The following is a 16,443-nucleotide window of genomic DNA, read 5'->3' as shown; positions in this document are numbered from 1 at the left end:
CAACTACCACGGGGGAAAGTTAGTCCAAAGAGGTCCTAACCCTTTAAGTAGCTACAAATTATTCATTTTTTTTAATATGAAAAAAACATGATTTTCAAAGAAGTTCACGATTGATAGTATACTTTGTTTACGTCAATTTTGCAATATAAAATTTAAAATTTCAGGCTGCTATTTTACTTGGGTCTACTAATCTATTAAATACCTTCATAAATAAATAAAAAGCCTGCTGATTTTAATACCAGCAGGCCAGTTACCTCATCCAACCTTTACTTCCAAAGGCTTTATTAATTCATTTGCAACATGTTTCAATAAATCGACTACCCGGCAAGAGTACCCCCACTCATTATCATACCATGCCAAAACTTTCACTTTATTGCCGCCCATTACAATCGTAGATAAACCATCCACAATAGCGGAATGACTATTTGTATTAAAGTCAACGGAAACAAGCGGCTCCTCTGTAAAATCTAAAATTCCGTTTAATTCTTTGGAAGCAGCTGAAATAAATGCAGCATTTACTTCCTCCGCTGTCACATCTTTCTTTAAATCTACTACTAAATCGACTAATGAAACATTCGGAGTTGGAACTCTAAGCGCCATCCCGTGTAATTTTCCTTTTAAATGCGGGAGCACTAGAGCAAGTGCCTTTGCCGCACCAGTTGTAGTCGGGATAATGGATTGTCCGCAAGCCCTTGCGCGACGTAAATCCTTATGTGGATTATCAATGTTTTTCTGATCATTTGTGTATGCATGTACCGTTGTCATTAAGCCATTCTCAATCCCGAACTTCTCATCTAAAACCTTTACCACTGGAGCTAAACAATTTGTAGTACAGGAAGCATTAGAAATAATATCATGCTTACGAATATCTAATGCGCTTTCATTTACCCCCATCACAATTGTCACATCTTCATTTTTTCCTGGAGCTGTTAAAATTACTTTTTTTGCTCCAGCTTGAAGATGCAAAGCTGCTTTTTCACGAGAATTAAATTTTCCTGTAGCTTCAATTACGATATCTATATTAAGCTCCTTCCACGGAAGCTCCTCAGGATTACGATTATTTAATAATTGTACACGACGTCCATTTACGACGATTGCTTGATCTTCTGCAAATACTTCTGCATCAAATTTGCCATGATTTGTGTCATACTTTATTAAATGTGCTAATGTTTCCGCTGGATAACTAGCATTAATGGCTATAATATCGATATTTTTATCTAAAATTGCTTTTCTAAATACCATACGTCCTATACGTCCAAAGCCGTTAATTGCTACTTTTGCGTTCATAAATGATGTCCCCCTGAATAAATGTTATACTCGATTTACAATTAGTATAACATATTAATTCGATTATGCGATACTTTTTTTAATAAAAATGGCAGTTTTCGAACGGATTGTTGTTTTTAAATCCTAATATAGGCTTCGTTCCGGGGTATCTATTCTTAAAAAGGCTATTCATTCTTATCCCGAATTAGGTTTTCGTATACAAAAGCAATAAAGTTTAAGAAAAGAATCGAGTAGGAGGAGGTGACTAACCCCCGACCTCTCACACCACCGTACGTACGGTTCCGTATACGGCGGTTCCATTTATGTCTGACGTAGTTGAGAATATCTCACATAAAGACTCTTCAGCCCTCGCATCTCCCAATAGGAGTTTGTGAGGGTTTTCTGTAGGATTGGGCTTCTGGCTATTCTCCAATATTTCTTTCTAGAGTTTCCCCATTCGTATGCCTTCTCTTTTGGAATCCCTAATCCAATGAGTTTTCTTACTTTGGTTTTTGGTTTCTTCCATTCTTTCCATTGGCACATTCTGAGACGCCTTCTAATCCATTCGTCTAATTCTTTGAAAATAGTGGGTGTATCTGCTAATGCATAATATCCGCACCAGCCAATCAAATATTGATTCAGCTTCTCTATTCTATAATCCATTGGAATTGGTTTTGACCTTGAAGTTAATTCTCGTATCCGTTTCTTGACACGTTGAATACTTTGGTTTGACATCCGCACCTTCGGTTTCTTATGAAATGTGAAGCTAAAACCTAAAAACTTTCTTTTCCAAGGTCTGTCTACAGCTGACTTTTCTCGATTCACCTTTAGTTTTAGAGTAAATTCAATGAAAGTAGTAATCGAGTCCATTACTCGCTCTCCGGCTCTTCTCGATTTTACGTAGATATTACAATCATCTGCGTATCGGACAAACTTGTGCCCTCTCTTTTCTAACTCTTTGTCTAGTTCATCTAGAACGATATTGGAGAGTAAAGGACTTAATGGTCCACCTTGGGGCGTACCCTCCTCGGATTTCGTTATGACTCCATTAATCATAATGCCAGACTGTAGATACTTCCGAATTAGTGATAGGAGCGTTCTGTCTTGAATCCTTTTGGATAGAGTCCGCATTAATCTATCATGATTGACTTTATCAAAGAATTTCTCCAAGTCCATGTCGACTACCCATCGGTATCCCTCTTCGATATATTTCTTCGCTTGTCTAACACCGTCATGACCTCGTTTGTTTGGTCGAAAACCATAGCTCTGTGTTGAAAAAGTCGGGTCGAAGATAGGGGTTAAAATCTGAGTAATCGCCTGTTGGATGAAACGGTCTGTCACGGTTGGGATACCTAATAACCTTACTCCACCGTTCGGTTTTGGGATTTCAACCCGACGGACAGGAGAAGGTTGATAAGTACCCTCCATTAAGGATGTTTTAAGTGTATCCCACGTTTCGAGAATATGTCTTCGTAGGTCTTTTACGGACATATTGTCTACTCCATGACTTCCTTTGTTCTTTTCTACTCGCTTTAATGCCAGTAAAAGATTTTCCCGTGACAGCATTCGTTCCATTAACATTGAGATTTATCCTTTCTACGTGAACAATACATTCTCATTAAGTGGGTTCTTTACTAAGCCCTCCCGAAGTCCCCCATGGAATTCACCATTTCTTCCTTTCAGGTAGGTTCCGTAAGAATTTTCTGCTTTCATACATAAAGAACCGTTTGCCGAGTGTTTGTTCTCCTAAAATGGTTCAGTCCTTCCTTGATTCTCTCGAGCAAACCAAGTACTACGACTTCGGCTGACTTCTGATTGTTCAGCTATCCATTACTAGATAGGTTACCAAGTGTACTTGGCGTATCAACCAGACCTCCCCGGGTAAGAGTGCAATCTTTCCTTCCATCTATCTGCTTCATTTACTTTGTATCACCTTCGGCAGAAAGGACTTTGTTTTGTATTGCAAACTCATCCAATGATACCTAGCCTTGTATGAAGTTCGTGTTCCTCAGACCGGAAGTTTGCCGCTCGCTTCCTTCAGATTCCGCGTCACCACGGACACCCTTGCGTTAAGCTAACTGCTACTTCTGCCTTCACAGTTCGGGACTTTCACCCTAGAGACTACACCCATGCCGGGCGCACAACAAAAAACCACCATATTTAGAAATATGATGGTTTAAGGAGTCATTTCCCAGCTATTTATTAACCTATTTAACTGTTTTTCTGTTTCTGTAATATTTCCATTATTATCAATAACAGCATCTGCTAATGGAATTTTATCTTTAAGAGGCATCTGAGCGGAAATCCTTGCTTTTGCCTCCGCTTCTGAAAAGTGATTTCGTTCCATTAATCTTTTTAACTGAATCTGTTCATCTACATAAACAAGTATGGTTTTCTCCACCATGTAGGTTAACTTGCTTTCAAACAGTAGCGGAATATCTAGAATCACTGTATTCTTCCCAGATAAAAGCGCTTCTTCCTTTTTAGCATTCATATACTTTCTAACGGCTGGATGTACAATGCTATTAAGTAGTAATCTTTTTTCTTCCTGGTTAAATACAATGGCCCCTAACTTCCCTCTATTAATGGTTAAATCCTCCTGAAGGATTTCTTCTCCAAATTCTTTTACGATTGCAAGATATGCTTCTTCTCCAATATTAACGACTTCTCTAGCTGCAATATCCGCATCAATGATTGTGAAACCTTTTTCTCTTAACATATTCGATATCGTACTTTTTCCGCTTGCAATTCCACCCGTTAATCCAATGATCCTAGCCATGATAATTGTTCCTTTCAAAATTTCAAAATTCCTATCAATATGAGTAATATCCCGGGTAAAAAGGAAACCTTTTGCATCCAATTTAAATGTGAAAACACTTTACCTAACCGAATTCCGACAGAAACTAGTATCAAACTCATCATGGCAACGATTAAGCTTAAGCTAATTGGAGAGTAACCCAACATGGCTGCACCTATTCCCGCACCAAATGCGTCCAGAGACAGGGCTACCCCAAGCATAAACGCCTCAATTCCTGTAATGGTTCCTGATTGATCAAAATCGGCACTAGTTGGTTTCTTCAAAATTTGGATGACAAATCCTAAAGAGCGAATTTCAAGTTTTAGCACTACCTTTTCTTGTGGTTCACTTACCTCTTTTTCTGATCGAAAAAATTGAAATAACACCCATCCTCCAATAGCAATTAAGATGATACCACCAAATCGATTCCCAAATTCTGGTGACATGAATTTTTGAAGAATATTCCCAAACAGCATTGCAATAAACAATGATAACCCGGAACATAGGGCAATAATGAGAATAGATTTATTGGGGATGCGCAATTTTCTTAATCCGTATGTGAATCCTGTACTGAAGTTATCTAGACTGACGGCAAATGCCAATAAAAATAGTGATAACTGAAAGCCCATTTTTATGCCCCTTCCTGTTGTCACATCACTAAAGATAGTATATGGAAGGGGCATGCCCAAGGTTCATATGTGATCCGGTAGATCAAACTTGATAATATTCGACATAAGGTTGCTTATTTCTTTTTTAATCGTTGACATTTAGGACAGATATGAGTTCCTCTTCCAGCAGTTACTTGCTTTTCGATAGGAGTCCCGCATTTTTTACATGGTTCTCCTTTTCTCCCATAGACAAAGTGCTGGAGCTGAAACATGCCAATTTGCCCTTGTGTATTGACATACGTTCTAACGGTACTGCCACCTTTTTCAACTGCTTCCTTTAATGTGGCAATAATTTCTTGATGAAGCTTGTCTATCTCCTTTGTTGTTAAGGACGGTGCTTTTCGCTCAGGATGTATCCCTGAACGAAATAAGGCTTCGTCCACATATATATTTCCTAATCCGGTCAAAACGGTTTGATCTAAAAGAACCGATTTAATATTTCGTTCTGTTTTACTTAATCTTTTCCTTAAATAACTGCTTGTAAACTCATCCGAAAATGGCTCAGGACCTAGCTGTGATAATGGAAGGGAAGAAAATTCCTCCCCTTTTTTAAATAAATGCATCGTGCCGAATTTACGGACATCCGTATAGCGTAGTTCTGTTCCGTCTGTGAATTGAAAAATAACATGTGTATGTTTATCGACTGGTTCCGCTTTTTGAAACATACCGTAGCGGCCTTCCATACGCAAATGGGAGACAAGGGCAAAATCATTCGTATAAAAGATTAAAAACTTTCCTTTGCGGTCAATACTTTTAAATGTTTGCCCTTTTAAAGCATCCATAAATTGTTCTTTTTCTTCAGGTTTTTTTATGATTTTCGGCCAATGAACAATCACATTTTCAATTGTTTTTCCGATAACTAATTCTTTTAGCGTCCTTCTGATTGTTTCAACTTCAGGTAATTCTGGCACTTAATTTCACCTCATATTTCCACGCTGTCTATTTTGCATCAAACCATGTTGCCCCATATGAATAATCAACCTTTAACGGGACATCGAGGGAAAGTGCATTTTCCATGACTTCCGGTACGATTCGTTCTAGAATCTCCAGTTCTTCTTGGGGCGCTTCAAAAATCAATTCATCGTGAACCTGTATCAATAAACGTGATTTTAAATTTTCCTTTTTTAATCTAGCAGCCATATCAATCATCGCTTTTTTGATAATATCCGCCGCACTTCCTTGAATAGGAGTGTTCATAGCAGTACGTTCTGCAAAGCTTCGAATATTAAAATTACGGCTTGTAATCTCAGGAATATATCGTCTTCTATTTAATAAAGTGGTGACAAATCCTTTTTGTTTTGCATCTTGCACGATATCTTCCATATAATTTTTTACACCTGGATAGCTCTTAAAATAACGTTCAATAAACCCGGCTGCTTCTTTTCTAGTAATTCCTAGATTTTGTGAAAGACCATAGTCACTTATGCCATATACAATTCCAAAATTAACAGCCTTTGCTTGTCTTCTCATGTTAGAGGTTACTTCATCTGCGGAAACATGAAATACATCCATTGCCGTTTTAGTATGAATATCCATGTCCTCATTAAATGCTTGGATTAGCTTTTCATCACCAGCAATATGCGCTAAGACGCGCAGCTCCACCTGTGAATAATCCGCTGAAAAGATAAACCAGCCTTCTTCTGAAGGTACAAATGCCTGTCTAATCTTTCTTCCTTCTTCAAGACGAATCGGAATATTTTGCAAGTTCGGGTCAATTGAACTCAAACGCCCTGTCTGTGCGAGTACTTGATTAAAACGAGTATGGACCTTTCCGTCTTGTCCATTGATTACTTTCAATAATCCTTCAATATAGGTCGATTGTAATTTCCCCAGTTGGCGATACTGAAGAATTTCTTTTACAATCTCATGCTCAGACTCAAGTTTTTCCAATACATCCGCAGATGTGGAATAACCCGTTTTTGTCTTTTTTAAAGCAGGTAATCCAAGCTTTTCAAATAAAATAACCCCTAATTGTTTTGGTGAATTAATATTAAATTGTTCACCTGCTAAATCATGAATATTTTTTTCTATTTCATTTAGGCGCTCCGCAATTTCCTTGCCCATTTCTTCAAGTCGATTCTTGTCAACCTTAATTCCGGTTGATTCCATCTCAGCTAAAATGAAGGACAGTGGCAGCTCCAGATTTTCATATAAGGAAAGTTGTTCATTTTTTTCAAGCTCTTTCATACGTGAATCAACTAATTTGGATATTCCCAATACCTTTCGTACTACATGATCTGCAACTAACTCTTCTTCAGGTATTTTTCGTTTTGCACCCTTCCCGTATACTTCTTCATCCGTTTGTACATTTGTATATCCATGTAATTTTGCAACGGAAGTAAAATCATCGGCATTTTCTGATGGATTCAAAAGGTAGGAAACAATTAATAAATCAAATTCTATTCCCTTCAGATCTATTCCATGCTTCTTCAATGCAACAATTAATTTTTTACCGTCATATACGTTCTTTATTTTTGTTTCATCTTCTGCCCATTTCTTGAACACTGCAGACGTTAAGGCGATGGAAGCGGGCAAATAGTAAAGACCTTTATCATTGCTTAAACCGAATCCGATTATGTCCCCAGTATGATAATTTTCGTCCAGCATCTCTAGATATAATGAATTTTCTTCGGAAAAAATATCTTCTGTAATGCTATCGACTTTGGTAAACTTAATTTCCTCCATAGGTTCAGACAAATCACTGATAACACTTGCATCCATTTTTTCTAATAGAGAATTAAATCCAAGCTCTTTAAATAGGCCGACTAATTTCTCTGTTTCTCCTTGGCGGTACTCTGTATCCTGTAAGGAAACAGTAACAGGAGCTTCCCTGAAAATCGTAGCGAGTTCTTTACTCATAAGTGCTTGTTCTTTATTTGTTTCAAGCTTTTCCTTTAGTTTATTCCCACTTACTTGATCAATAGATTCAAGTAAGTTTTCTAGTGTGTTAAATTCCTTCAATAATTTGATAGCGGTTTTTTCCCCAACACCGGGAACACCCGGAATATTATCAGATGTATCTCCCATTAGACCCTTCATATCAATTATCTGTAAAGGGGATAATCCGTATTTTTCTTGAATATGATCCGGTGTGTATGCTTCGATTTCAGAAATTCCCTTTTTCGTAATACAAACCGTAGTTTTTTCAGAGCTTAATTGTGTTAAGTCCTTATCACCGGAAATTACTTTTACTTCAAAGCCTTCTTGTTCAGCTTGTTTGGATAGTGTACCGATGATATCGTCTGCTTCATAGTTTTCCAATTCATATCTTTTTATCCCATAAGCATCCAAAAGTTCTCGAATAAACGGAAATTGCTCTGACAATTCAGGAGGAGTTTTTTGACGAGTCCCTTTATATTCTTTAAAGGTATTATGTCTGAAGGTTGTTTTACCCGCATCAAATGCTACTAAGATATGTGTAGGATTTTCTTCTTCTAAAATCTTCATCAGCATCGTTGTAAACCCATATACAGCATTTGTATGTATTCCCTTTTCATTATTTAAAAGCGGCAATGCAAAAAAAGCACGGTATGCAATACTATTGCCATCAATCAGAATCACTTTCTTGGTCAAAATAATACCTCCTCAAATATAATAACACTGTATTCTCTATGCTTATTCTAACATGGTCAACTCTAAAGGGAAAATATCAACGATTTTCTTAGAAAACAAAATAAGCCAGCATAGATGCTGACTGTACTATGTATCATTAAAAATTCTCCAACGCACTACCATTAAACATTTCCAACCGATGCGGCGGACAAACATCTATTTTACCGGTAATCACCGTTTCATTCTCTTCATTTGTTGCTGTCACTTTAATAGTAATCATATGTTGCTTTTGGTTGACGATAATAATTTCGAATAAAAAATGAACCGAGGCATAATGATATACTGGCTTTTTAAATTCGATATTTTGCGAGAGTATGTGTGAACCTGGTCCCGGTAAATATTTCGAAATAGCAGAAGTAATCATTCCTGTCAGCATGATAGCTGGTACAATTGGCTTTTCAAATGGTGTCTGAGAAGCATAGTCATGCTGTATAAATAATGGGTTTGCGTCATCAGTCAAGCCTAAATATAGCAGAAGATCTTTATCCTCTATTTTTTCAGTTAGCGTTAATTTTTCTCCAACCGAAATTTCATCTATTTTTCTGCCAAGCTTTCTTTTCTTCCCTAATAACATAAATAGCGCCTCCAATTACTGTAAACGGTTTCATTTTGTTATTTATAAAAGATTGAAAAATCACTATTATCTGTATTTGTTTATAGTACCATTTAATATAAAAAGGGTCAAACCGTTTAATTGTTTGACCCTTTTAATCTACCTCTTATTAAAAATGTTCATTAAGCTAAAACATTCATTACATTGCGAACAGATTCAGCTGATTTATCTAACGCAGCTTTTTCATCTGCAGTTAATTCTAATTCGATTACTTTTTCAATTCCGTTTCCACCAAGAATGGTTGGCACACCTAAGTAGATTCCATCATATCCATACTCACCTTCGAGATATGCGATGGATGGTAATACACGGCGTTGATCCTTCACAAGAGCCTCTACCATTTCTACTAAGGATGCTGCAGGTGCGTAATATGCACTGCCATTTCCTAATAGATTAACGATTTCGCCTCCGCCTTTACGAGTGCGTTCAACAATTTTCTCTAACCGATCCTTCGGAATTAATGTTTCCAAAGGAATTCCTCCTGCATAAGAGTAGCGAACTAAAGGAACCATGTCATCACCATGACCACCTAATACGAAGCCGGTTACATCTTTAACAGATAGGTTCAATTCTTGTGCAACAAATGTACGGAAGCGAGCAGTATCAAGCACACCCGACTGACCAATTACACGATTTTTAGGGAAACCAGATTCTTTAAACACAGTATATGTCATTGCATCTACAGGATTGGTTAAGACAATGATGTAGCAGTTTGGAGAATATTTTACTATTTCCTTTGTAACACTTTTCATTACTTTTTGATTTGTTTGTACTAGGTCATCACGGCTCATGCCAGGTTTACGTGCAATACCAGCTGTAATAACTACCACGTCAGAATCTTTTGTGTCTACATAATCAGAAGTACCGATAATGTTTGCATCAAATCCTTGAACGGGAGCAGCTTCCAACATATCAAGCGCTTTCCCTTTTGTTGGATTTTCAGCTTGAGGAATGTCAACCAGTACAATATCACCAAGTTCTTTTTGCGCTAATAAGAATGCAGTAGTAGCTCCGGTAAAACCAGCACCAATTACGGAAATTTTCTTTCTTTTCATTGTCATATTAAAAATCTCCTTTATCAATGTAATGAAAAAATTGCCGGCTTTTAAGAATATATCCTACTAGCCGGCAATTTTCTTGTTGCCTGTGATCATGCCGAACCTATCTGTTTGGCTTATGAAAATCAGTCCATATTTTTGATTAATTCAGTTCCAAATTCAGAACATTTAACTTCTGTAGCACCATCCATTAGGCGTGCAAAGTCATATGTTACAACTTTAGAAGCAATTGTTTTTTCCATAGACTTTGTAATTAGGTTTGCTGCTTCATTCCATCCTAAATGTTCAAGCATAAGAACACCAGAAAGAATAACAGAAGATGGATTCACTTTATCTAACCCTGCATATTTAGGAGCTGTACCATGTGTAGCTTCAAAAATAGCATGTCCTGTTTCGTAGTTGATATTAGCTCCAGGTGCAATACCGATACCGCCAACTTGTGCAGCAAGTGCATCAGAAATATAGTCACCATTTAAGTTCATAGTTGCAACTACATCAAACTCACGAGGACGAGTTAAGATTTGTTGTAAGAAGATATCTGCAATAGAATCTTTTACAAGGATTTTGCCTGCAGCTAATGCTTCATCTTGAGCTTTGTTTGCAGCGTCTGTGCCTTGCTCTTCTTTAATTCGGTCATATTGTGCCCAAGTAAATACTTTATCACCGAATTCTTTTTCAGCTAGTTCATAGCCCCAATTTTTGAAAGCTCCTTCTGTAAACTTCATGATATTACCTTTATGTACAAGTGTTACAGATTTACGGCCTTCTTTAATCGCATAATTAATTGCAGCACGTACTAGGCGAGTTGTTCCTTCTTTAGAAACAGGCTTGATTCCGATACCTGAAGTTTCAGGGAAACGGATTTTATTAACTCCCATTTCATTTTTTAAGAATTCAATTACTTTCTTTACTTCAGGAGTGCCTTCTTTGTACTCAATACCAGCATAGATATCTTCTGTATTTTCACGGAAGATTACCATATCTGTATCTTCAGGACGTTTTACTGGAGAAGGAACACCTTCGAAATAACGTACTGGACGTAAACATACAAAAAGATCTAATTCTTGGCGCAACGCAACGTTTAAAGAACGAATACCGCCGCCTACTGGTGTTGTAAGAGGACCTTTGATTGCAATTAAATATTCGTTAATCACATCAAGTGTTTCAGATGGTAACCATTCGCCGGTTTTATTAAATGCCTTTTCCCCAGCATAAACTTCTTTCCACTCAATTTTGCGTTCACCTTTATAAGCTTTTTCCACTGCTGCATCCAATACTCTTTGGGATGCTGCCCAAATATCCGGACCTGTACCGTCTCCTTCGATAAATGGGATAATTGGATTATTAGGTGTTTTAAGTACACCATTTTCTACTGTGATTTTTTCACCTTGTGACATGTCTTTCCCTCCAATTCAGTATCAAAGGTTAGAAGTCTATGCTTCTAACCCATTATCTTCAATGTTAATTGAACCAATTTTTCATCTGTTTGTAAATATATATGGCTCTTTTCTTACACTTTGTTTTTTATTGGAAATTTTCATTCCCCACTTGCAAAAACGAAATCATTGAAAGTTTAAAACAAAGTATGAAAAAACTAGAGAACTAATCCACGTGAACGGATTAGCGATTTTCAATTGGTACGTAGGTTTGCATACCAGGTCCTGTATATTCTGCACGAGGACGGATTAAACGGTTATCAGAATATTGTTCTAAAATATGTGCTAACCATCCTGAAACACGACTCACTGCAAAGATTGGAGTAAATAAGTCATGATCAATTCCTAAGCTGTGGTATACAGAAGCAGAGTAGAAATCAACATTTGGCGGTAAGTGTTTTTCTGATGTAACAATGTCTTCAATTTTTGTAGACATTTCATAATATTGTGGTTCACCTGTAAGCTTTGTTAACTTTTCAGACATTGCTTTCAAATGTTTCGCACGTGGGTCGCCTTGACGGTATACACGATGGCCAAAGCCCATAATTTTTTCTTTATTAGCAAGTTTTTCGTGGATATAAGAATCAACATTTTCAACGGAGCCAATTTCAGTTAACATTTTCATTACTTGCTCATTCGCTCCACCATGAAGAGGTCCTTTTAACGCACCAATTGCTGCAGTTACTCCAGAATAAACATCAGATAGTGTTGCAACACAAACTCGTGCAGTAAATGTAGATGCATTCAATTCATGGTCAGCATGTAATACTAAAGCTTTATTAAATGCTTCAACAGCGATTTCTTCCGGTTCATTGCCAGTTAACATATAAAGGAAATTAGCTGCAAATCCTAAGTCTTTACGTGGTGCTACAGGCTCTAATCCTTTGCGCACACGAGCAAATGCAGCTACTAATGCAGGCATTTTTGCTTGCAGACGAATTGCTTTACGGTAATTAGCTGCCTCTTCCATTACATCCGCCTCTTCATCATATAATCCCAATGATGAAACAGCCGTGCGTAATGCTGCCATTGGATGAACCGATTGAATAGGATATGTTTTAAAGCTTGCAATTACCTCTTTAGGTAGTTCCATATTATCAGCAAGTTCTTGTTTTAATTCGGCTAATTCCGCTTTGTTAGGAAGTTTAAGATGCCATAGTAAGTAAATTACTTCTTCAAAGCTTGCGTTTTCAGCAAGATCATCAATGTTATAACCAACATATGTAAGGGTGTCATCAATGATAGAGCTGATGGAAGTTGTTGCTGCTACAACACCTTCAAGTCCACGAGTAGTTGTCATGACTTTCTCTCCTTTTATCATTTTTTAATATATTTGAGCTATAAAAATAAAATAAAATAAAGTAAATTATTGTACCCGGTTATTCCGGCCACCAAGCAATCGCTTAATATATGTAAGGCTCTTTTCTTCAACTATGCTGCTATGTATACGGAACTCTCATAAAACATCCTTGTATTAGTTAAAAATAAATAACTTTTTAAGAAAAGATGTCCCAAGTCTATGTCTACATTGGAATTTATACCAATGTACGAAGCAACAATTTATACGAAAACAGCCTTTATAAATGTGCAAGCGGTCACATACCTATTATAATATAATTTCAAATCTTGTCTATTTATAGGCTCAAATTTATTCGTTACATCCCATATTATAAACACTTATCAAACTTTTGTGAATGGTATTGGATTCAATCTGGTAAAGAATGTTTTTTTAGAAAAATGAAAAGGATTCTGTTTGTTAGGCTCTTTTCTTATACTTTATTGCTTTTATATACGAAAACACTTAGTAACAACCTTTTTCGGATTAAAAATAAACAAATTTGCTAAGAAAAGATGCCTCGAAGCCACTTTTTATTTGGATTTATAACAATGAAGTAAAGCTATAATTAATGAGAAAACAACTATTTGTTATGATTGCTCTATTCATGATATTCATTCATCTTTATTCAACGTTTTTCAGAATTTCATAGATTTTCATATATCTCTTTTTTTTACCAATATCAGCATGTAAAATAATAGTAATACCTACCTGAGGAGGGCTAAGTTTGAATCCTGAATATATATATAGAACAATACGTTTTTTTATCGTAATCGCTGTTGTTGTCGGGACAGTTACACTGTTTGTCTTGATTTCGAAGGTAACGTATCCATTCCTCATTGGAATCGTCATTGCTCTTTTTATTAACCCTCTTGTAAATTTCCTTGAAAAAAAAATCAGACTCCCAAGGGCAGTTGCGGTTATTATATCCATTATCTTCATCATAAGTGTGTTTATTGGATTAATTACTTTATTAATTACTGAAATAGTTGCTGGTGCAAATTATCTGGCGGACGTATTACCGGATCATGTGCAAACATTAGTCAACTATATTGAAGATTTTATAGCTTCCCAGGTAATTCCTCTCTATGACCAAGCTACAAGTTTGTTTAAAAGCCTAAATGCTGGACAACAAGATACAATCATGCAAAATATCCAATCTGCCGGACAAAAAATCGCTTCTAGTGCAGGTAATTTTCTTCAAAACTTTTTTCAAAAATTGCCAAGCTTAATTTCTTGGATTCCAAATGCAGCTACTGTTATGATTTTTTCATTGTTGGCTACGTTTTTCATCAGCAAAGATTGGTACCGATTGACAAAATACGGGAGAAAATTTTTGCCAGAAAAAGCACAAAAAAGCGGGCAAACAGTATTTAATGATTTAAAGAAAGCGCTTGTTGGATTCATTCGGGCACAGCTTACTTTAATATCCATTACTTTAGTGATTGTTCTAATCGGCCTTCTCATTTTAAGAGTAGACTATGCGATTACGATTGCATTGGTAAGCGGAATAGTCGATTTATTGCCATATTTAGGAACTGGTGTGGTTTTTATACCTTGGATCGTATATGAGGCGATTACGGGAAATATTACTCTTGCGGTCGGTCTTGGAGTTTTATATACAGTTGTCATTGTACAGAGACAATTTATGGAGCCAAAAATTCTTTCATCCAGTATTGGATTAAATCCTTTAGCCACACTAGTTGCATTATTTGTCGGATTTAAATTAGTTGGCTTTTTAGGCTTAATTCTTGGACCGGTCACATTAGTCATTATAACTACGCTAAATAGAGCAAATGTTTTTCGCGATGTATGGAATTTTATCATTGGCAAACCAAATACTGATATAAAAGAATAAAACCAAGGGGCAGCCCCTTGGTTTTTTTTTTATTTATTATAATACACTTGCATGGCCGTTATATATAACGCCTCTATGTGCGTCCACTGTAATCTCTTGACCATCTACTATTTTAGAAGTAGCATTTTCCACTCCTACAATAACTGGAATACCGAGATTTATTCCTACAACTGCCGCATGACTTGTCAAGCCGCCTTCTTCAACGATTAGAGCACTACATTTCTCAAGTACAGAAACCATTTCCCGATCAGTACCGATGGCGACTAATACGGATCCTTCTTTTACTTTTTCCTTCGCTTCTTTTGCATTTTTAGCTATAACCGCTTTCCCGTATCCTGACTTTCTGCCAATTCCTTGACCCTTCGCTACAATATCACCAACTACATGAACTTTCATTAGATTGGTTGTTCCTGCTTCTCCAACTGGAACTCCTGCAGTGATCACAACTAAATCGCCATGCTTCACTAAATTAGTATTTAAACTTTCTTGTACTGCTAGTTCAAGCATTTCATCAGTAGAATTTACTTTCTTGCCAACTTGAGGGTACACTCCCCATACTAATGATAATCTGCGTACGACATAATCATTGGAAGTCACTGCCACAATTGGTGCCTTAGGGCGGTATTTAGAGATCATCTTGGCAGTATATCCACTCTCTGTTGGAGTTATAATGGCTTTCAATTCTAAATTAAGCGCTGTATGGGCAACAGACTGGCAAATAGCATCTGTCATGTTATGGTCGCTGTTTTTACTCCGGTAAGATAAAATGTCACGATGGTCTAAAGCTTCTTCAGCATGTATCGCGATTTTATACATTGTTTTCACTGCTTCAACTGGATATAACCCTGCAGCCGTTTCTCCTGAAAGCATAATTGCATCTGTACCATCAAAAATCGCATTGGCAACGTCACTAGCTTCAGCCCTTGTTGGCCTTGGATTTCTCTGCATAGAATCCAGCATTTGTGTGGCTGTTATAACAGGTTTTCCAAGCTCATTGCACTTCTTAATTAATTCTTTTTGAACCAAAGGAACTGCTTCAGTTGGAATTTCTACCCCTAAATCACCGCGCGCTACCATTAAACCATCCGAAACATCTAAAATCTCATCGATGTTGTCAACACCTTCTTGATTCTCTATTTTAGGGATAATTTGAATATATTCAGCATTGTTTTCTTCTAATAATTTCCTAATCTCTAATACATCGGATGCACGACGAACAAAAGATGCTGCGATAAAGTCAATACCTTGTTCAATTCCGAACAGGATGTCCTTTGCATCTTTTTCAGTGATACCTGGTAAATTCACCGAAACCCCCGGTACATTTACCCCTTTTTTATTTTTTAATGTACCGCTGTTTAGTACATTTGTTTTTAGTTCTTTTTTGTCATGATCTATTTCCGTAACTTCTAATTCGATTAAACCATCATCCAATAAAATTTTTGATCCAACATGTACATCATCAATTAATCCTGTGTAAGAGATAGAAAACTTTTCTGGTGTTCCTAGGACTTGTGACATCGAAATAATTGTTTGTGTTCCCTCTTTTAATTCGATGGAGCCATTTTCCATATCATGTGTTCGAATTTCAGGTCCTTTTGTATCTAATAAAATTGCTACAGTTTTCTTTGTATTTGCAGATGCAGTGCGGATATTATTAATTCGTCTGCCATGCTCTTCATGATCACCATGTGAAAAATTTAATCGCGCTACATTCATCCCTGCATCAATCAATTTTTCCAGCATTTCAACGCTTTCGCTCGCTGGACCGATCGTACACACAATTTTTGTTTTCTTCATTG

12 protein-coding genes are annotated in these 16,443 nt (G+C 36.8%); 1 reads left to right on the top strand and 11 read right to left on the bottom strand.

All coding sequences use genetic code 11. The features are described from left to right. Window positions 1-255: 255 nt before the first annotated feature. The 10 genes from AN964_RS07355 to citZ form a co-directional block, all read right to left on the bottom strand. Entirely contained in the window at window positions 256-1,287 is a 1,032-nt protein-coding gene (locus AN964_RS07355) for a glyceraldehyde-3-phosphate dehydrogenase (RefSeq protein WP_055739053.1), read from the bottom strand. Window positions 1,288-1,587: 300 nt separating this feature from the next. Next, window positions 1,588-2,847, bottom strand: a complete 1,260-nt coding sequence (gene ltrA, locus AN964_RS07350) for a group II intron reverse transcriptase/maturase (protein WP_055737770.1) — start codon at window positions 2,845-2,847, stop codon at window positions 1,588-1,590. A 595-nt stretch (window positions 2,848-3,442) separates the two neighbouring features. After that, a complete protein-coding gene (gene coaE, locus AN964_RS07345) occupies window positions 3,443-4,045 on the bottom strand; it encodes a dephospho-CoA kinase (protein ID WP_055741171.1) in 603 nt (200 codons plus the stop codon). Between the two features lie 14 nt (window positions 4,046-4,059). Beyond that, window positions 4,060-4,692 (bottom strand): sporulation membrane protein YtaF, encoded by a 633-nt coding sequence (gene ytaF / locus AN964_RS07340; protein WP_055739052.1) that lies wholly within the window; start codon window positions 4,690-4,692, stop codon window positions 4,060-4,062. Window positions 4,693-4,805: 113 nt separating this feature from the next. After that, entirely contained in the window at window positions 4,806-5,642 is an 837-nt protein-coding gene (gene mutM / locus AN964_RS07335; RefSeq protein ID WP_055739051.1) for a DNA-formamidopyrimidine glycosylase, read from the bottom strand. 28 nt (window positions 5,643-5,670) lie between these two features. Continuing rightward, window positions 5,671-8,304 (bottom strand): DNA polymerase I, encoded by a 2,634-nt coding sequence (polA, locus tag AN964_RS07330; protein WP_055739050.1) that lies wholly within the window; start codon window positions 8,302-8,304, stop codon window positions 5,671-5,673. Window positions 8,305-8,440: 136 nt separating this feature from the next. Beyond that, complete coding sequence (locus tag AN964_RS07325; RefSeq protein ID WP_055739049.1) at window positions 8,441-8,917, bottom strand: MaoC/PaaZ C-terminal domain-containing protein; 477 nt, start codon at window positions 8,915-8,917, stop codon at window positions 8,441-8,443. 161 nt (window positions 8,918-9,078) lie between these two features. Beyond that, a complete protein-coding gene (gene mdh, locus AN964_RS07320; protein WP_055739048.1) occupies window positions 9,079-10,017 on the bottom strand; it encodes a malate dehydrogenase in 939 nt (312 codons plus the stop codon). A gap of 122 nt (window positions 10,018-10,139) precedes the next feature. After that, window positions 10,140-11,411 carry an NADP-dependent isocitrate dehydrogenase gene (gene icd, locus AN964_RS07315; protein ID WP_055739047.1) on the bottom strand — a complete coding sequence of 424 codons (1,272 nt, stop codon included), beginning with the start codon at window positions 11,409-11,411 and terminating at the stop codon, window positions 10,140-10,142. 223 nt (window positions 11,412-11,634) lie between these two features. Then, window positions 11,635-12,750, bottom strand: coding sequence for a citrate synthase (gene citZ / locus AN964_RS07310; protein WP_055739046.1), 1,116 nt, complete (start codon window positions 12,748-12,750; stop codon window positions 11,635-11,637). Between the two features lie 763 nt (window positions 12,751-13,513). Here citZ and ytvI point away from each other — a divergent pair. Continuing rightward, a complete protein-coding gene (ytvI, locus tag AN964_RS07305) occupies window positions 13,514-14,644 on the top strand; it encodes a sporulation integral membrane protein YtvI (protein ID WP_055739045.1) in 1,131 nt (376 codons plus the stop codon). A 36-nt stretch (window positions 14,645-14,680) separates the two neighbouring features. On the opposite strand, the gene pyk is transcribed toward ytvI, so the two are convergent. Beyond that, on the bottom strand, window positions 14,681-16,441 hold the full coding sequence (gene pyk / locus AN964_RS07300; RefSeq protein WP_055739044.1) for a pyruvate kinase: 1,761 nt from the start codon (window positions 16,439-16,441) through the stop codon (window positions 14,681-14,683). Window positions 16,442-16,443 lie beyond the last annotated feature (2 nt).

The sequence above is a fragment of the Heyndrickxia shackletonii genome, assembly GCF_001420715.1.
GTDB lineage: Bacteria > Bacillota > Bacilli > Bacillales > Bacillaceae_C > Margalitia > Margalitia shackletonii.
This window is presented reverse-complemented; position numbering and strand designations above follow the sequence as displayed.